Origin of the sequence: Fictibacillus sp. 23RED33 (assembly GCF_015903925.1) — a bacterium.
GTDB classification, from domain to species: Bacteria; Bacillota; Bacilli; order Bacillales; family Fictibacillaceae; genus Fictibacillus; species Fictibacillus phosphorivorans.
Window position 1 is genome coordinate 911517 of the sequence record NZ_JACZDX010000001.1, and the last position, 17282, is coordinate 928798.

The 17282-nt window shown below is 37.9% G+C and carries 21 protein-coding genes and 1 tRNA gene; 13 read left to right on the top strand and 9 right to left on the bottom strand.

The features are described from left to right. The first annotated feature begins 1 nt into the window (after position 1). The gene (locus tag IHV09_RS04800) at positions 2-808 is read left to right on the top strand and encodes a dTDP-4-dehydrorhamnose reductase family protein (RefSeq protein ID WP_370568954.1); all 807 of its coding nucleotides are present in this window, start codon (positions 2-4) and stop codon (positions 806-808) included. Further along, positions 805-1674: an NAD-dependent epimerase/dehydratase family protein gene (locus IHV09_RS04805; RefSeq protein ID WP_197263756.1), complete on the top strand. Its 870-nt coding sequence runs from the start codon at positions 805-807 to the stop codon at positions 1672-1674. Before IHV09_RS04800 ends, IHV09_RS04805 begins: the two co-directional genes overlap by 4 nt. 53 nt (positions 1675-1727) lie before the next feature. Here IHV09_RS04805 and IHV09_RS04810 read toward each other — a convergent pair whose 3' ends face one another. Beyond that, on the bottom strand, positions 1728-3056 hold the full coding sequence (locus IHV09_RS04810) for a glycosyltransferase family 2 protein (protein WP_197263757.1): 1329 nt from the start codon (positions 3054-3056) through the stop codon (positions 1728-1730). 356 nt (positions 3057-3412) lie between these two features. On the opposite strand from IHV09_RS04810, the gene sat reads away from it, so the two are divergent. Next, complete coding sequence (gene sat, locus IHV09_RS04815; protein WP_197263758.1) at positions 3413-4543, top strand: sulfate adenylyltransferase; 1131 nt, start codon at positions 3413-3415, stop codon at positions 4541-4543. 21 nt (positions 4544-4564) lie between these two features. Further along, the gene (gene cysC, locus IHV09_RS04820; protein ID WP_255520068.1) at positions 4565-5170 is read left to right on the top strand and encodes an adenylyl-sulfate kinase; all 606 of its coding nucleotides are present in this window, start codon (positions 4565-4567) and stop codon (positions 5168-5170) included. Between the two features lie 32 nt (positions 5171-5202). Here the strand turns inward: cysC and IHV09_RS04825 are convergent, their stop codons facing one another. Both IHV09_RS04825 and IHV09_RS04830 read right to left on the bottom strand, forming a co-directional pair. Continuing rightward, the gene (locus tag IHV09_RS04825) at positions 5203-5355 is read right to left on the bottom strand and encodes a hypothetical protein (protein WP_153238649.1); all 153 of its coding nucleotides are present in this window, start codon (positions 5353-5355) and stop codon (positions 5203-5205) included. Between the two features lie 50 nt (positions 5356-5405). After that, the gene (locus tag IHV09_RS04830; protein ID WP_197263760.1) at positions 5406-6380 is read right to left on the bottom strand and encodes a hypothetical protein; all 975 of its coding nucleotides are present in this window, start codon (positions 6378-6380) and stop codon (positions 5406-5408) included. A gap of 120 nt (positions 6381-6500) precedes the next feature. On the opposite strand from IHV09_RS04830, the gene IHV09_RS04835 reads away from it, so the two are divergent. The 5 genes from IHV09_RS04835 to IHV09_RS04855 all read left to right on the top strand — a co-directional run bounded on the left by IHV09_RS04835 (position 6501) and on the right by IHV09_RS04855 (position 10366). Further along, on the top strand, positions 6501-7619 hold the full coding sequence (locus IHV09_RS04835; RefSeq protein ID WP_197263761.1) for a hypothetical protein: 1119 nt from the start codon (positions 6501-6503) through the stop codon (positions 7617-7619). A gap of 135 nt (positions 7620-7754) precedes the next feature. Beyond that, the gene (locus tag IHV09_RS04840; protein WP_197191244.1) at positions 7755-8645 is read left to right on the top strand and encodes a hypothetical protein; all 891 of its coding nucleotides are present in this window, start codon (positions 7755-7757) and stop codon (positions 8643-8645) included. Positions 8646-8708: 63 nt separating this feature from the next. Further along, complete coding sequence (locus tag IHV09_RS04845; RefSeq protein WP_197191243.1) at positions 8709-9050, top strand: hypothetical protein; 342 nt, start codon at positions 8709-8711, stop codon at positions 9048-9050. A 129-nt stretch (positions 9051-9179) separates the two neighbouring features. Continuing rightward, positions 9180-9407 (top strand): hypothetical protein, encoded by a 228-nt coding sequence (locus IHV09_RS04850; RefSeq protein ID WP_197127566.1) that lies wholly within the window; start codon positions 9180-9182, stop codon positions 9405-9407. 44 nt (positions 9408-9451) lie between these two features. Next, positions 9452-10366 (top strand): MBL fold metallo-hydrolase, encoded by a 915-nt coding sequence (locus tag IHV09_RS04855; protein WP_197263762.1) that lies wholly within the window; start codon positions 9452-9454, stop codon positions 10364-10366. Here the strand turns inward: IHV09_RS04855 and IHV09_RS04860 are convergent. The 4 genes from IHV09_RS04860 to IHV09_RS04875 form a co-directional block, all read right to left on the bottom strand. Further along, positions 10338-11033 carry a YetF domain-containing protein gene (locus IHV09_RS04860; RefSeq protein ID WP_197263763.1) on the bottom strand — a complete coding sequence of 232 codons (696 nt, stop codon included), beginning with the start codon at positions 11031-11033 and terminating at the stop codon, positions 10338-10340. The two genes, IHV09_RS04855 and IHV09_RS04860, sit on opposite strands and share 29 nt — an antisense overlap. An 82-nt stretch (positions 11034-11115) precedes the next feature. Continuing rightward, positions 11116-11550, bottom strand: a complete 435-nt coding sequence (locus tag IHV09_RS04865; protein ID WP_197191241.1) for a GNAT family N-acetyltransferase — start codon at positions 11548-11550, stop codon at positions 11116-11118. 5 nt (positions 11551-11555) lie between these two features. After that, a complete protein-coding gene (locus IHV09_RS04870) occupies positions 11556-12071 on the bottom strand; it encodes a YjcG family protein (RefSeq protein WP_197127570.1) in 516 nt (171 codons plus the stop codon). A gap of 59 nt (positions 12072-12130) precedes the next feature. Next, positions 12131-12862, bottom strand: a complete 732-nt coding sequence (locus IHV09_RS04875) for an alpha/beta hydrolase (RefSeq protein WP_197263764.1) — start codon at positions 12860-12862, stop codon at positions 12131-12133. A 141-nt stretch (positions 12863-13003) separates the two neighbouring features. On the opposite strand from IHV09_RS04875, the gene IHV09_RS04880 reads away from it, so the two are divergent. Beyond that, positions 13004-13561, top strand: coding sequence for a phosphatidylglycerophosphatase A family protein (locus IHV09_RS04880; protein ID WP_197127572.1), 558 nt, complete (start codon positions 13004-13006; stop codon positions 13559-13561). Positions 13562-13614: 53 nt separating this feature from the next. Here the strand turns inward: IHV09_RS04880 and IHV09_RS04885 are convergent, their stop codons facing one another. Continuing rightward, on the bottom strand, positions 13615-14271 hold the full coding sequence (locus tag IHV09_RS04885; protein WP_197263765.1) for a hypothetical protein: 657 nt from the start codon (positions 14269-14271) through the stop codon (positions 13615-13617). 245 nt (positions 14272-14516) lie between these two features. Between IHV09_RS04885 and IHV09_RS04890 the strand changes: the two genes are divergently transcribed. After that, entirely contained in the window at positions 14517-14882 is a 366-nt protein-coding gene (locus IHV09_RS04890) for a hypothetical protein (RefSeq protein ID WP_197263766.1), read from the top strand. A 142-nt stretch (positions 14883-15024) separates the two neighbouring features. Beyond that, a tRNA-Val gene (locus IHV09_RS04895) sits at positions 15025-15100 on the top strand. A 69-nt stretch (positions 15101-15169) separates the two neighbouring features. Here the strand turns inward: IHV09_RS04895 and IHV09_RS04900 are convergent. Next, positions 15170-16495, bottom strand: coding sequence for a short-chain fatty acid transporter (locus IHV09_RS04900; RefSeq protein WP_197263767.1), 1326 nt, complete (start codon positions 16493-16495; stop codon positions 15170-15172). Between the two features lie 175 nt (positions 16496-16670). On the opposite strand from IHV09_RS04900, the gene IHV09_RS04905 reads away from it, so the two are divergent. After that, complete coding sequence (locus tag IHV09_RS04905; protein WP_231618128.1) at positions 16671-17120, top strand: CotD family spore coat protein; 450 nt, start codon at positions 16671-16673, stop codon at positions 17118-17120. Positions 17121-17282: the final 162 nt, after the last annotated feature.

A 17282-nucleotide genomic window follows, 5' to 3' on the forward strand; every position in this document is an offset into this window, starting at 1 on the left:
CATGATTTTAGGGGCGAATGGGATGGCTGGTCATATGATTGCCTCCTATTTCAAAACAAAGACAACACATGAGCTCCTTCTGACTTCTAGAGATGGAACGGAGGGCCATATCCTGCTGGATGCAACGAATTTAACGCAGATTGCAGAAGTTGTTCAGCATTATAAACCAGATCTTATTATTAATGGCATCGGTCTATTAAACGAATATGCTGCCATCCATCAAAGAGACGCAATCCTTGTAAACAGCTTACTTCCACACGAATTAGCTAAACAACTCAATGGGTATGGAGGCAAGTTGATCCACATTAGTACAGATTGCGTGTTTAGTGGACATCAAGGTAATTACAATGAAGAATCGGTACCAGATGGATTATCGATGTATGCTAAAACTAAACAGCTTGGAGAAATAAAAACAGAACCTCATCTAACGATTCGAACATCTATTATTGGTCCCGAGTTAAAAAATGGTATCGGCCTTTTTAATTGGTTTATTCAGCAAAAGGGAATCATTAAAGGTTTTACTCATGTGAAATGGAACGGTGTTACAACATTAGAACTTGCTAAATTTATTGATCATACCACGACTAATCCAATATCAGGTCTTTATCATTTAACCGCTCCAGAAGTTCTTTCAAAGTATGAACTTTTAAAGATTATCAAGGATATCTATCAGAAGGATGATGTTGATATTATCCCGCATACCGAGCCACGATTAGATCGAACACTCTTTAACACAAGGACAGATTCAACATTTAAGGTCGCATCTTATGAAAAACAGGTACAAGATTTAAAAGATTGGTCGAAATGAAAAAAAAGATCGTAATAACAGGTGCAACAGGATTTACAGGGCTTCATGCCTGTCAGTACTTTGTGGATAAAGGATATGAAGTTATAGGCATTTCAAGAAGTTCCTTTTCTATTTCGAAGGTGCATGCAGAAACATGTGATCTTTTAAACAAAGCAAGTATTTCGGAAATCCTAAACAAGCATAAACCTAACTTCTGCCTTCATTTGGCAGGTGTGAATTCTGTACCTCATTCATGGGAAGACCCTATCTCGACAATTGAAGCAAATGTTCTAGGAACACTTTATTTACTTGAAGCTATTCGTTCATCAGTCCCATCGTGCCGAACAGTAATTGTTACCTCAGCACTTTCGGGAAAGGATCATCCGTATGGAGTGAGTAAACAGCTTCAACAAAACCTAGTGATGAACTGGACGCATCTGTTTGATCTTCAAGTTATGATAGCAAAACCATGTAATTTAATCGGACCAGGCACATCACCTGGTTTCGTTTCTTTTTTAGCAAAGCGTATTATCCACATGGAGAATACTGGTGATGTAAGTGCTATTAATATCAGTCATCTTGGAAACAAGCGAGAGTTCTTAGATGTAAGAGATGCGATATCTGCTTATGAAGTTCTGTTGAAGAAAGGCCATCATAATAAGACCTACGAAATAGGGTCAGGAAAGATGACAACACTGTTAGAGATAGCTGATATCTTTCAAACGTTTACGAAAGAAAAACTGACTTTGTTAGAGACAGCCGCTTCTCCAGAAAAAAGTCCCAATGTCATGGATTCAAAACTCTTACAAGAACTCCATTGGCAGAAAAAATACCCATTAGAAATTTCGATACAGCAAACTCTTACATTTTACAGATCAATCAGGTAATGTAACAAGTTAATACACTAAAAAAGCGTCCCTCATTCATGGGGACGCTCTATTTATTTCATTCGCTTATGGTATAGAGCCATATTCATCCAATGTGTATTTCCAGGCTTAATATGCTGGCTATAAAAGTGAGTCTCAACTTGATTGTTTGAGACGCCACTCAAACTTTTATGAAGAGATCTTAATCGATACAAAACGGCGTATGGTTGAATGGTTTTGTTTAACGAGGATTTAACATACCGAGTACCTCTTATAATCGGTCCTGAAGTCAAACGTCCTCGACGGTCGTACCAAATTTTATGATTCGTTACCAACAGATCTGTTTCTGACGGTAAGGATTCCATTTTTAACACCATCTGCTCTAGCGCTTGTGGATCAAGCCAGTCTTCACCTGTCATAAAAAGAACATACTCTCCGATGCAATAATCAAGAGCAATTTCAATGGTTTCCGCTTTTCCGCGATGATTTAGCAACAATGGAATCATTCTAAAGTCGTGTGTTCGATGAATTGAATCAGGAGTAAAATCGGTCGAACCATCATCCACAATAACAATCTGAAAATCGCTCAACGTTTGTTGAAGAATGCTGTTCAATGCAAGATCGATTGTTTTTACATGATTGTGTGAATAGAGGACAACACTTACTTTTGGTAGCTTTCCGATACTTTTTTGTATATCGATACTGCTAGCCATACTTTCCATCGTCAGTTGTTCGGGTGGGATGTTTGTTGTAAGCGCAAATCGTCCATTAAAACGATATTCCATAATATATTCCCGGAGCAGTACAAAATCGCCATGCTGAAGCAAACGAATCCAAAAATCATGGTCTTGTACGTTAGGGAAATCTACCCGATAGCCTCCAGCTTTTGAAAAAGCTTCACTCGTAAACATGAAAGATGCACCAATAAAACAATTCTGGAATATCTCTTCTCGTTTCCTCGTCATAAAATGCTCAACATATTCGTACCAAGCTTTTGTATAAGTGATCGGTGTACCATGTTGATCAATCCGCCTATAAAATGAATACACCAATACGGTTTCCTTTGAGGCTTGATCCATCGTATCGACTAACCGCTCTAAAAAGTTTGGATCATGTCTGTTATCACTCGAGATCCATGTCAGATAAGGACAATCTTTAACAAGTTCAAAGCCCTCATTTAAAGTAGGAGAAATTCCAAGATTCACCTTTCGATCAACGATCTCATATGGAATGGTTAAAAGTTTACTAGCTTCTTTTATTGCGGTGACCGTTTCATCATTAGGTCCATCAAGAACGATTACAAGTTTATAATCACGAAAAGTTTGTCTTTCCATCGATTGTATACATTCAAAAATATACTCCCTTTCCTGGTGATATACGGGGAGTACTACGCCTACTTTCACTAAAGTTCCTCCTAAGTTCAATTTCTCTATGATTGATAATGTCATAGTGCGATACAAGTATTCTATTCAACTATACAAGTATGGGACTGGTTATTTTGGTAAAAAAATTTTCTGTTTAGACTGCTTCTAAAATAAATGCTGTCTACATGCTGAAGTGCTTTTGAATGTAGTTGCTTTCCGTTTCAGGAGTCTCGCACCTTACACGTCAATCAACTTATCAGGGAAGTACAAAAATTAAGTCCGTAATGAAAAATTTCATTTGTAGTGTAAATGATTTTACTCACAGAACTTGTCTAACCTTCATACACTAGTAATGATTAGCAATGGCTAATGAATGAATAGTTGAGGTGAAATCGATGCTCCTTCTTCCTCATGGTGGAAGTTTAGTCAATCGACAGTTTACTAACGTCGATTACAATCAAAACCTAATTAAAATTGAATTAGATCCAATCAGTTTATCTGATTTAGAATGTCTTGCTAACGGTGCATTTAGTCCTCTTGATTCTTTTATGAACAAAGCGGAATACGAAGCTGTAGTACGTCTTATGAGGCTAACTAACGGACTTCCTTGGAGTGTTCCAATAACGTTACCTGTTACTGAAGACAAAGCTAAACAATTAAAAAAACAACATGAAGCTTTACTGAAATATGAAAATACGATATATGGAAAAATAGAAATCACAGATATCTTCAAACCTGACAAACTTCTAGAAGTGAGGCATGTCTATGGTACGGAGGATCAAACGCATCCAGGGGTACGCAATGTGATGAATAGAGGAAGCTGGTACGTAGGGGGAAGAGTTACTTTGGTGAACAAACCTCCTCGAAAAGTTGGTTCATCTTATTATTTAGATCCTAAAGAGACAAGGGAACAATTTAATAAGAATGGTTGGGAAAAGATCGTTGGTTTCCAAACGAGAAATCCCATTCATCGTGCACACGAATATTTACAAAAAACAGCACTTGAACAGATGGACGGGCTCTTATTACATCCTTTAGTAGGGGAGACAAAACAGGATGACATACCTGCAGAAGTTAGGATGGAGTCTTATGAAACGCTTCTCCAACATTATTACCCGAAAAATCGTGTCCTGTTGAGTGCGTTTCCTGGATCGATGAGATATGCGGGTCCACGTGAGGCGATCTTTCATTCCATCATAAGAAAGAATTATGGATGCAGCCACATTATAATAGGAAGAGATCATGCTGGTGTCGGAAATTTTTATGGTCCTTATGATGCGCAGCATATTTTTGCAGAGTTTGATCTGGAGGAGATAGGAATAACACCTATCTTCTTCGAGAATAGTTTTTATTGCACGAAATGTGGAGCTATGGCCACGATTAAAACGTGTCCACATGACGAAATGGACAGACTTACTTTATCAGGAACGAAAGTAAGAGAAATGCTAAAAAATAACGAGCCGATTCCAACTAATTTTAGCAGGAGTGAAGTCATTTCAATATTACGCGATTATTATGCTAAATAAAAAGGTATGGAGGCTAAAGATTTGAGTCAAGAAGATAAGAATATAACATGGCAACAGCATAATGTGACCAAGGAAATGAGACAGAAACTTCATGGTCATAAGAGCTTTGTGCTTTGGTTTACAGGTCTATCGGGTTCTGGAAAATCAACGATAGCTTCCGAAGTTGAGAAAATGTTATACCAAAGACAGTACAGTACCATGTTGCTTGATGGAGATAATGTAAGACACGGATTAAATCGAGATCTAACTTTCTCAAAAGAAGCAAGAACAGAAAACATCAGAAGAGTCGGAGAAGTTACAAAGTTATTTGTAGAAGGCGGATCGATTGTTTTAGTTGCAGCTATTTCTCCTATTGCTGCAGATCGAGATGCTGTTAGAAGTTTGTTGTCAAGAGAAGAATTTGTTGAAGTCTATATAGATTGCAGTCTTATAGAATGTGAGAAACGAGATCCAAAAGGGCTATATAAGAAGGTAAGAGAAGGATTGATTACTAATTTTACGGGTATCTCTGATCCGTATGAAGCACCAGTTTCTCCTGAAATTACTGTAAAAACAGATCACCTGGAAGTAAAAGAATGTGCCGAACAAATCATAAAATATTTGGAGGAAAATCAATATATTTTTTAAAGGCAAAAGCTGCACCCTAAGGTGACAGCTTTTTAGTTAGATTTATTAGGTTTCCATGTTACTTTGCCGCAAGAACTGCAGCCTTTTTTTACAGGGGGGTTAATTAGAGATTGGTTCTTCCCTGCATTGTTCAGTTTCTTTGTTTTGATCTCAGCATAAAGCTTTTGTAAATCCTCTTTATTCACTTCTAATCTCTCCTCTTAATTGAATATCTTGGCGCAATGCCATTATATTCTCAATCTGAGGACGGGGTGTTCTTATTTGGTTGAAATGGACGAATGACTGAAGTTCTCTTTGATTCAGCAGTATTCTTATTAAAAGGTTGGATCGTTTTTTCAGTAGGGCTGTTTGATTTAAAAGGACTGATTGGACTTGCATTTCTTGATAAAACCTTACTTTGCTCATAGGGTTTTGGAATCTGGTTGGTGATGAGCGAACCAGCAGATGAAAAAGGTCGAATTTGGGGAACAGTCGCTTTTGGTGCATCTAATCTTCTATTAACAGGCTTCTGTTCATTTGCCTCATAAAAAAGATCTTCCCTCTTGTTTTGTACAGGAGAAGAAGGGGAGGACTTTAGCTTAACTTCTACATTTGGTCTTTCTTCAATTTCGTCTACTAACGGGATTTGAGCGGCTGCAAAATAAGGATTAATAGGCTTTAAGATTTTATTCGCGCAAGAAAAGAAAGTTGATTCTGAAACGGAAGAAAGAGATTCAAAAGAAACACGCAGAAAGGTTTGAATGACTAAATAACTGATCCACTCTACAACTTTACCTTCATAAGAAGGCTGCACGGCTAAGAAGAGAGGTCCGTCTTTTCTTTTTAATGTGATACCTTTATGAATGCCAGCTTGAACGGGTAACCTGAAAGTGGGAGAAGGGTTCAAGTAATATAATTGTTTCTCAGGTGTATTCAGAGCAAGTGGCATTGGATGACCACTATGGAAATCTACATAAAAACGATGGTCACATTTCACATGATCATCTGTTGTCACTCTGATTCCTGTATGGCTTAAAAGCTGATCTAGTTCTTTAACTTTCTTTTGTGGTAGCCCTTGGATACCAAACATAAATGTAGAAAGAGCTCCTGAAATTGTTTCTCCGTCATCAGAGATCTGCAATCCCCAATAAGGTAATAAAAGACATAAAGCCTCATATTCTATGGATGATAACTCACACACTTTCTGATCTTGATACCAGATTGGTCTCATGATAGCTTCCTCCTTAACGCTTATCTATAAAAATAGGCTTTCGTTCTTGTGTCATAACCCACTCTATTTCCATAGTATGTATGGAATCTTCAGATCATGATGAGGAAAGGAAGGGAAACAATGGGAAATAATCATAAACACTTGCAGGATGAGTGTATCCGCGTTCAGAAAGTTTACGACTGGGTGACTGATACACTAAACGTAAGAAAGACCGTTTCTTTTACTCCTGAACAAATCGCAGCTATAGAAGAAGCATTGGATGATCCTTCACGCCGACCGTTAAGATTGGTTACGAAAGTACCTAAAACTCCTCCAGCATTCCCGCTAACAGGTGAAACAACTGAAGCGACAGCATGCCCTGAACTATATCTATGCGAGCAAGTTGGAGATAAGAGAGATGTTACAGTAGCGCTTAACGGAGGTTTTGCTGAAGCACAGCTTGTAGAGCTACTCTTTACAACAGATATCAAAGTTCAAGTTGTAGACCGTAACGGAGTAATCGTTGTAGAACAGTTGGTTAATGCATCAGTATTTGAATCTTTCGTCTTGTGTTATCCAGATGGAACAGACTTATACTGCCGAATCACTAAAATCTTTGCTCGCATCCCAACAGGGACTGTGTTGTTGAATAGTCCATCACCAACTTCATTCGTTGTAGACATTACATTCTGCGTTGATATCCAAGTTGAAGCAGAAGTTAAACTAGAGGTATTGGCGAAGTTCTGCTCGCCTCGTGAAAATGACCTAAATGCAGAGGAAAGCGAGGGAGAAATGTGTCCAGAGGTAGTGTTCCCACAACAATGCCCGGACATATATCCCAGGCCAGGCTGCCTGTGTAGATCACGAGGAACTGCTAGCGGATTAACGTGTGAAGAGGATGGAGCAACAGAAACTGGCAGGGCAACGATATCCGTTGAAATCTGTCCGAATTACAACCTGTCAGGAAGCAGATTCCAATTATCTCTAAATGATACAGGATATACAGCTACAGAATTCACACAAGAAACACTTAGCTGTGATGAGTATGCTGGTGGACTAAGATTGACTGTTTCAGGAAGAGGAATAATGGACGCTTCAGGAGAACAGTATCAGTTTAACCTGGCTATTGTTGAGACAGAGCATGGAAATCAATTTGAGGTAGAACTTATTGACAGAGCAGGAACTAAAGTATTTACTACAGGTGTTGTAAAAGCAGATTCTGGAGAAATCGCTATAGAAAACTGCCTTCAACACCAATAATTAATGGATCTGAAGAACAGAAAGACCTGAGGCGATTTGCCTGCAGGTCTTTCCTGTTTATGAAAAAAAGGTGAACGAATAATTGTAGCTTACATACAATAGGGAAAGAGCCTAATTATGCAAGGGGGAAGATGCATGGGGACGAAGGATAAATTAAGTTATGAGCGGCTCGTTTCTAGGGTGGACTATTACAAGGACAAAGCACTTGATCTTGAGAAAAAGCTCGTCTTTGCTGAAGAAACCATTGAACGACTCGAAAATGAGACGAACAATGATCGATCACTTAAAATAATTGAAGAGAATGAAAAAGAACTTCAAGGACTAAGAAAACAAGTCGAAGAACTCACAAGGAAATTAAAACGGCTAGAAGAACATGAGATGGAAAAAAGGATGCAGAGTTACGAAGAATTGTTGAAGAGCATACAAGATGAAATGAATGATAAAGACCAACAGATCGATCTGTATCAACAGCGCATAAAAAGTATGGAAAAGCGAATCAACATTAATCGCACTTCTGAACCGGTTTTTGAAGAGCTTGATTCAGATAATAGTAAATCAGAACCACAGAAAAAAGAAGGCTTGAATAGTGCTTGTTATTTCGACTATTCGGTAATTTTCACAAAAGATAAGAAGGGTTTTATTAGAGGTTCTTTTTTTATCGAAAACACTGGAACAGAAACGTTGGAGAATCCTTATATTTGTTTCAGATTCCAACCTGCTGAAGCTTGTGCATTAAAAGGAAAAATTATATCGTTGATCGCGTCACCCTCACAGGAAGAGATGACGCAGTCTATTTGGATGTATATGGATAATGAGTGGGCGGAAAAAGCAAAAGAACGGGGAGAGATGTGGATCTGTCCACTACGTGAAACCACATTTAAAAGTGGTGACAAACTCTCTTTGGATGATTTCCAGATTCCATTTAAGAGTGGTATTGATGAAAACATTACGGTAGAAGCGTTCGTTTATTTTCATAAACAAAACTATCGAACAAAAGCAGTTAATCATATAGCTATTAATTTTTAGTGAGACAGCCTATAACCAACTCGTCAGACTTGCATATGATGTACTATACGAGGAGGTTGTAACATGGAAGATTGTTATTATTGTAAAAGGAAGAAGAAGCATAAAAAACATAAGAAGGTTTATGCTGATAAAGTAATCATTAAAGCAGATAAAGTTATTATTCATGAAAAGAAGGTAGAGTGCGAATCAAGCTCTAGCAAATGGGAGTCTAGTCATAAACATGAGTCTAGCCACAAACATGAGTCATCTTCTAAACATGAATCTAGTCATAAACATGAATCTAGCCATAAACATGAATCTAGCTCAAAGCATGAATCTTCTTCAAAACATGAATCTTCTTCTAGCTCAAGCTCAAGTTCCAGCTCAAGCTCAAGCAATGGCTGCCACTATGATCCTTGGGTGTAAGCAATCCAAATGTTTCTTTAGAGTACTCTCAACAGAGTGCTCTTTTTTTTTAGTATTACACTTAGAAAACATAGAATTAGAAGGAATAGGGTAAGAAATATAGAAGTAATGATAAAGGAGAGGATATCGATGGGGTATATCTTGCCGTACCTACCAATTCAGCAGCTGCAATATGCTAGTCGGATGGAAAAAGCTGAGAGAGGATTGCCTGTTGTTGCTAGTGTTCCTCCAATTCAAAATGATGATGTACGTTCATTTCAGCACAAGAAGAGATTGACATTTGAAGAAAAGCGTTCTTTTGATCAGATTTTAAGTGAAATGGAAGGCAAAGGGAATATAATTAACGAAACCATCTGATGGTTTCTTTTTTTGTTCATAACATATGAATTGGAGGTTTTATAGTGGAATTTATTGAACTTTCGACTGACTGTTATTACTTCAAGGGTGCTGTTAACATAGGGTATATTGTAAATAATGATAAAAGCAAAGGAATGTTAATAGATGCTGGTCTGGAAACATCAGCAGCCAAAAAAGTGATAAAGCAACTTCAAAATGAAAAGCTTCCGTTAACTCATCTATTTATTAGTCATGCACATGCAGATCATTTTGGAGGAGCTTTGTACATACAACAAAACTATGATGTACATACAATTGCCCCTGCTCTAGAAGAAGCAATTATGAGGAATCCTGTACTAGAACCAATCTACTTATCTCATGGAAATTACCCGTTAAAGGAAATGCGAAATAAATTTTTAGAAGCACCAGCTATACGTGTTGATGAAATTTGCGCGGAAGGGTATATAGAACGATTTCCAGAAGTTCACTTTATTCATCTTCCAGGTCATAGTTATAATCAACATGGCATCTTATTCCGCGGTATTTTATATGCTGCAGATGCTTTTTTAGGTATAGATGTACTTGCAAAGCATAAGATTCCTTTTATAGTTGACGCACGTCGGAATATAGAAACATTACAAAAACTTAAAGAAATTGAAGTGGAAGGTATGGTCCCTGGACATGGAAGTTTTGTTACCAGATACCAGGAAGTTATTAAAGACAACTTACTTATACACGAAACCATCACTGTGAAAGTACATGAGGAGATCAAAAAATCAAGCAGATCTGGAATATCATTAGAGAATTTAGTTGCTGTCATGCTAACAAATTATGAAGTGGCCCCCCCTAACTTAGGCGCTTATTCATTGTTTCGAACGGCCATCTCTGCACATATTATTCAATTGCTAGAGGAGGGAAGTGTAGCATATAAGATTACAAACGGACGGCCTGTTATTTTTTCGGCTTCGTACATGGCATGACTAACAGTTCACCTTCTGAGAATTCTGCATAAACAATACCTTTCACATTGGAGTAGCCTTGTTGCTGTAGCAACTCATAAAGTTCGCTTTTTGAGAGTCCCGCTGTTGAAAGGTTATCATGGTTAAGCTCACCGTCTAGTATGAGAGTTACAGGGAGTTCAGGCTGTTCTTCAGATCGCAAGTTCAAATCCTGTCTGTTTGGTGGCCCATATTGATACTTAGGCAATATGCTTAAAGATCCATTAGATTCTAATATGGCATATTCAACTTCTCTTAATCCGAAAAATCCTTTTTGTCTAACTAAGTTTTGAAGTTGGTTGATATCGAGCTTGCTCTTTTTTAACATGTCTCGATCGATTAGTCCGTTACGAATGACAATAGTGGGTGCGCCTTCCAGAAATTTTCGCGTTCCTTTAAATTTCTGAGATATAATTTCAACTATATAGACCATAGAACCCCAGATTACAATGGCATACAAAATAACGAATATAGAAGTCTCATCATCATACATAGCATTACCAACTAATTCACCCAAGAAAATAGACGAGATAAAATCAAAAGGTGTTATCTGTGAAATTTGCGTTTTTCCTAATACTTTTGTTAACAAAAAGAGGGCGATAAACCCTATGATTAATTCAGTTGTCAATTGTCCAACATGAATGTTCATCAACCTTAGTCTCCTCAACGTACGTTTTATTGTACAGTTTTGACGAGATTAGATCGTAATAAACAAAAAAGCATTGAAATCGTCATGACGATTTCAATGCTTTTTTCATAGCGACATGCGGTATATTAGCATCCAGGAAGGGTTCCTTTGATGTTGTAAGGTACCCTAGTTTTTTGTAAAAGTCTTCTGCTTGTGTTTGTGCATATAATATAAGGCTCGGTAAAGAACGTTCGATGGCTGCTGTTTCCATAGCATTCATCAGTTCTTCACCTAATCCTTTTTTACGATGTGAAGATAATATACAGACTCGTTCTACTTTTCCCTCTCCGTTCACTTCACGAAGCCTTGCTGCACCTATTGGTTTATCTCCGTCGTAAAGAACGAAATGCAGGGAGACATCTTCGTTGTTGTCGATTTCTTCTTTTTCATCAATCTGCTGCTCGCGAACAAAAACATCTTTTCTTACAGCTAATGCATCTTGAAATCCTTGTTCGCTCGTTGTATACGTCTTAATCAATCTAATTAAACTCCTTTTCCAAGTCGAAATGTTTCATAGACTGTCCATGAGCCATTATCAAGTTGATAGAGCAGTTGAAAACGATCAATACGTTCTTCATGCTCAATATCAATCATACGCAAACGTTCTAAAACGTCTGAATGCTCTTCATCCGACAGCTTTTGTCCGAGTGTTAAGTGCGGTACAAAGTTGTATGGCTGCTGGTGTTCAAGTGGACCGGAATATAACTGCTCATGCAGCGATTTTATCTCTTCAGCTTCATTCACCTTTAAAAAGATAACATTATTAACAGGATGGAAAGATCCTACTTTATTAATCATGATTGAAAACGGGTCTATGTTCTTTGCAACAGAAGAAATATAAGAGATATGTTCTTGAATTTCTTCCTCGGTTGCTTCATAAGGCTCCTTAAGTGTGATATGAGGTGCGATAAGGGCATAATGCGGATCATAACGCTTTCGGTAGGAATTCACTTTATCTTGTAGATTTTTTGATGGAAAAATTGCAATGCCGTATTTCATATTTCTTCCTCCCTCATATTTTAAACTAGTATACCAAATATTCTTTTTATTTCCCACAGTTACAGGTCGCTGTAAAGAAACCTTAAAGCGGGAATTAAGTCTTTCTGCCAATTTACCCAGAGATGATTTCCTTGAAACTCAGTGTATTCATAATCGAGAGCTAAATTGTTCAAAAGCTTACTCAGCTGTCTGTTTGGAGTTAAGAAATCTTTGGTAATTCCTTCAGGATTCGTAAACTGTTCTTCTTCATCACCTATAGAGTGATAGATGGTCAACGTTTGCATATGTTCTATGGATTCAACGGTATCAATAAGGCTCTCAGGAACATAAGGAGATTGTACAATCACTTTCCCGAACGTATTCGGATACAGAATACTCAGCTTAAATGCTATGTAACCACCTAGAGAATCTCCGATTAAGCCCATGCCTGCACCAAGTTGGAGCGTGTTAAACTTCTCATTAAGATAAGAGGTAAGTTCAAATGCCATGAATCGAATGTAATTTTCGTGCTTCTCTCCTGTGGGGTCATATTTTGCTTTTCGATCTTCAATTCCTTTATGATTTACACCAACAATGATACAGCTCTGTAAATTTTCTTCTTCCATTAGTCGATCGGCGGTTTTCGCCAGCTTTCCTAACTGAAAGTAGTCTCTGCCATCTTGTGCGATTAGAATAGGGTATTTAACGAGTGGAGTAAACTTAGAAGGCAGGTAGATGAGCAAGTCAATCTCCTCATCCAAGTAGTTGCTGTATATTTTATCATCTGTAATAGAACCTTTAAGTATGGCCATAAAAAGTACCTCCTGTGCTGACTGATCTTTAAATTATAAGCGTTTTCATTCAACTCGTTTTATTGTATCACATAATGATATAATGAAAGAATCAAATCGTTTTGCCATAAGAGATCGAACATTAAGAAGAGGTGAAGTCTGTTGAATAATAGAGTGCACAGTCGAGAAGTTGAAGCAGCGGCTAGAAGGCTGTTGAATGAAAGAGGCGTCACAATTCCTGAAATCGCTGAGATCGTATATGAAATGCAGATCCCATTTTCACCTGGCTTAACGAAAGAAGAGTGTATAGAAAGCGTCGATGCTGTTCTCATGAAGCGCGAGATTCAGCATGCTATTCTAGTCGGAGTAGAACTTGATATACTTGCGGAACAAAGAAAGTTATCTGAACCACTTCAAAGTATTGTTGAACAAGATGAGGGATTGTTTGGAGTAGATGAAACCATCGCTCTTGGTGCCGTTTTCGGATATGGATCCATAGCTGTTACAACCTTTGGTCACCTAGACAAATTTAAAATGGGTATTATTCAAAAATTAGATACGAAGATAGCAAATGGGAAAGTGCATACATTCTTGGATGACCTTGTTGCAAGCATTGCTGCTAATGCTTCAAGCCGACTCGCACACAGACTCCGAGATAAGCAGGAGCGTCTTGATGTAGAAGAGATTAAAATACGTGATGAGGAAGAGAAGATAGGATAAGTATTACACAAAAAACACGCCATAATTTCGGCGTGTTTCTTTATTTTTATTAATTACAAGACATCAATAGATACGATATCTAAGAGTGGAAATTTTGTTTGTGCTGCGTTATTAATACGTGCGTAATCTGATTGTACTTCTTCAATTTGTACGCCATTGAACACTCTACCAGCTACGATTAAATCTACTATAACATCTCCATTAGCTAATGTAATCAAGACTGAACGAATAGTACGACTTGTTACATTCGGGGTATTGGTTGTAACTAAAATCAAGTTTTGATCCACTGCTGCTATAGAAGTGAATAAAACATATCGGTCAACAGTCGCGCTAGTTACTCTTATATAATCTGAACCGACTTCTCGAATGGTTACATTAGTAAGGAATGGGGCTAGCAAACCAGGAACATAAATATCAACGGTGAAAACTCTAGCAAATTCAATAATACGGTCTCTAAAGTCTGTGCTATTCACTTCAGGAGTTATTCCAGCTCCAGCAGCGTTATCAATGCTTCCCACTTCAAACAAGTTGATTAAAGCATTAATACTATTAGCTGCATTGAATACACGGAGAAAGTTACCACCAACTTCACGGATTGAAACACTAGAAAAAGGTGTTGCATTATTACCTGTAATGAATACATTCACTAGATTCTCACTTGCTAAAGGAATAATTCTACTTCTTAGAGTACGGCTTTGGATGATCGCCATATGATTCACCTCCTTGCCGGAACAAACTTTTATAGCAAGACGATGCTCATTATAAAGATTCCATACTATAATCTATTAATAAAGTAAGAAAGTGTGTAGTGTTCTATCTTGCGTTTAACATAGGTAAACACATATTTATCGATTAATAGGCATGTATCCTATCATTTTCGAAATAAATTAATATGCTATTTAGTATCTGGTATACAGATTGATTTATTTCTTAAATGGATGGGAGGTCAGTAACGATGGGTGACTCTTTATTCCACGGAAAAGAGAAATGTACAAAGCATAATAACACACGCGGTTGTGATAGCTGTGTATGTGATTTCTTTCGTGATCTATCCGACGACATTGATTTTTGTAGCCAAAACTTAAACAGCTTCCTTGTAATCGTCTTAAAAGGAATTGGACCGTTAAGCTTGAATGGAACAACAGATCCTACGTTGTTCAGATTTGTACGTTGGGAACACACAAAGTGCTGTGTTGTGCTTTCTTATGAAGTAACGACGGCAACGGGAACAGCTACTCGTAATCTACTAGTTAACTGTAAAGACATCATAGCTGTAACTTGTGTACAAGACGGAGATCTTGCTGCAGGTACGTTCAACTAATCGTTGATTCAGCCGGGATACTCTCCCGGTGTATACATAAGAAAAGCTGAAGACATCATTGGTTTTTTTGCAGAATCAGAAGAAAAGTGTTGTCAAAACTCGTAAAAAGCATATATAATAATTTTTGTTAGACAAAGGCATTGATTCGATAGCTCAGCTGGGAGAGCGCTACCTTGACAGGGTAGAGGTCGGGGGTTCGAACCCCTCTCGAGTCACCATACATAATAAGCAAACCTCCTTAGCGATAAGGAGGTTTTTTTGAGCTTTCTTTGTTGGATTTTAATGTGTTATAGCAACAAAAACACGCTAGAGATAAAGACCCCTGTAATGATCATCATAACAAGACCGTATCCCATAATGTCTTTTGCTTTTAATCCAGCAATAGCTAAAGCAGGAAGCGCATAGAATGGTTGGATCATGTTTGTCCATGCATCACCCCAAGCTACAGCCATAGCCGTTCTTGATAACGAAACGCCTAAGTTTTGTGCTGCTTCTAACATAACAGGTCCTTGAACCGCCCATTGTCCACCGCCAGACGGAACAAAAAAGTTAACGAGGCCAGCACTCCATAAAGTAAATAAATGAAAAGTATGTTCGTTTGAAAAGGAAATAAGCATATTGGATAGGACCGCCACAAGTCCCGATGAAGTTACGATTCCCATTAGTCCTGCATAAAAAGGAAACTGAATAATAATTCCGCTCGCATTTTTCACAGCATCCGTAACCGCTTTCAAAAATAACAGCGGTGTTTTATGTAAGATGATACCGATAAAAAGGAATAAAAAGTTTACGATGTCTAGATTTAAGCTAAATCCATTTTTCGTGAAATAATAGACTAGGTATGAGATTCCTAATAGCCCTATGAGAATAGATAATAACTGACTATTTTCAAGTCGATCAGCAGGTGTTTGAAGGGTTTCTTCTTTACTTGCTGCCTCATGTGATTGCTTGTCCTCTAACAAAGCGGGATCGATTACAAACGCTTTTTCACCCGGAGGAACCATTAATCTGTTAATGAGCGGTACCATTATGAATAAGCCAGCTAGGATAATTAAGTTGAACGATGAAAAGATTGTCTCACTAGTCGGAACAACTCCCATAATGTTTTCGGTAAAGTGTCCCGGTGTAGCGATTGTTAAGACAACCGATCCTGATAGACCTCCACACCATATGATAAAACCACTATAAGCACTTGCGATTAATAGCCGGTAGTCGACACCTTTTACTTTCATCGCAATTTCTTTTGCGAATAGAGCACCTATTATAAGTCCGAACCCCCAATTGATCCAGCATGCGACGAGCGCGACTAACGTTACGAGTATGATAGCTTGCCCAGGTGTTTTTGGGATTTTTGCTAAAGAACCTAATAGTTTCTTAAATAGCGGGGAGCTTGCCATAACGTGGCCGGTCACTAATATTAACACCATCTGCATGGAAAATGTTAATAAACTCCAAAAACCTGTACCCCAATAATTAACGATTTGCACAGGAGTGCTATCTGTCGCAAATAGTGCTAAACCACATACGAAGAATGTCAGTAAGATGACCAACAGAAAAGGATCGGGCATATACCTTTGCATCAATCTGTTTGAAAATGAAATTAAAAGTCTCAAATTATTTCTTCCTCTCCTCATAAATGATATTTGAATAGTATGTATTTCAAGTACAGTTCGATTAATTTCTACAAAATCCTTTTAATACTTATTGATAAATGGACGAACTTTTTAAGTCGTCCTACATAAAATATAGAGAAATAGGATATAAGGTTTTTGAAAGGAGAACATTTTTTTGGCTTTATTTAAACGCCCTGGCATTTTTGCCAAAAAGGGAATGGTTCCTAATATGGGTGCAATGGGACCTACGATGGGAGCAATGGGTCAGATGGCGCCTACGATGGGAGCTATGCAACAGATGCCCCAGATGGGTGGATGTGGATACCCAGCAGTATCACCATCTCAATATTATCCTCCACAAGTTATGCCTGCACAGTTTAGCCCTACGAACCAACAAGTTCAATATAACCAGCAAGATGTATATGTTCCGATGGTTCATCCAACTCAAACGACTCAAGTCAACCAGATGAACTATAAATATGTACATTATTTCCCTCAGAACACGAACGTCGTAAACCAAGCAACGCAGCAAAACCTTTGTGGAACGGTCCAACCCATCATGGCACCTTGTCCCCCGCCATGCCCTCCTCCATGTGGTCCATGTGGTCCTTGGAGAAAGAAGTAATAGTGAAGCTGTCGACACGGTCGGCAGCTTTCATTATTTCAACTAGTACATTCCACACGTTATAGATTTTTGAATAATTAAACTTTTCTAACTATAATGAATAAAAAATAGTATGATTAAACAATCGGCTAATAGAAAAACCATTAGTTTACTTTTAAAGAG

Excerpts from the sequence above, each read along its gene's own strand:
- IHV09_RS04890 (WP_197263766.1), top strand. The coding sequence starts at position 14,517 with ATGGGTGACTCTTTATTCCACGGAAAAGAGAAATGTACAAAGCATAAT.
- IHV09_RS04850 (WP_197127566.1), top strand. The coding sequence starts at position 9,180 with ATGGGGTATATCTTGCCGTACCTACCAATTCAGCAGCTGCAATATGCT.
- IHV09_RS04845 (WP_197191243.1), top strand. The coding sequence starts at position 8,709 with ATGGAAGATTGTTATTATTGTAAAAGGAAGAAGAAGCATAAAAAACAT.
- IHV09_RS04800 (WP_370568954.1), top strand. The coding sequence starts at position 2 with ATGATTTTAGGGGCGAATGGGATGGCTGGTCATATGATTGCCTCCTAT.
- IHV09_RS04805 (WP_197263756.1), top strand. The coding sequence starts at position 805 with ATGAAAAAAAAGATCGTAATAACAGGTGCAACAGGATTTACAGGGCTT.
- IHV09_RS04830 (WP_197263760.1), bottom strand. The coding sequence starts at position 6,380 with ATGAGACCAATCTGGTATCAAGATCAGAAAGTGTGTGAGTTATCATCC.
- IHV09_RS04875 (WP_197263764.1), bottom strand. The coding sequence starts at position 12,862 with ATGGCCATACTTAAAGGTTCTATTACAGATGATAAAATATACAGCAAC.
- IHV09_RS04885 (WP_197263765.1), bottom strand. The coding sequence starts at position 14,271 with ATGGCGATCATCCAAAGCCGTACTCTAAGAAGTAGAATTATTCCTTTA.
- IHV09_RS04870 (WP_197127570.1), bottom strand. The coding sequence starts at position 12,071 with ATGAAATACGGCATTGCAATTTTTCCATCAAAAAATCTACAAGATAAA.
- IHV09_RS04860 (WP_197263763.1), bottom strand. The coding sequence starts at position 11,033 with ATGAACATTCATGTTGGACAATTGACAACTGAATTAATCATAGGGTTT.
- sat (WP_197263758.1), top strand. The coding sequence starts at position 3,413 with ATGCTCCTTCTTCCTCATGGTGGAAGTTTAGTCAATCGACAGTTTACT.
- IHV09_RS04835 (WP_197263761.1), top strand. The coding sequence starts at position 6,501 with ATGGGAAATAATCATAAACACTTGCAGGATGAGTGTATCCGCGTTCAG.
- IHV09_RS04840 (WP_197191244.1), top strand. The coding sequence starts at position 7,755 with ATGGGGACGAAGGATAAATTAAGTTATGAGCGGCTCGTTTCTAGGGTG.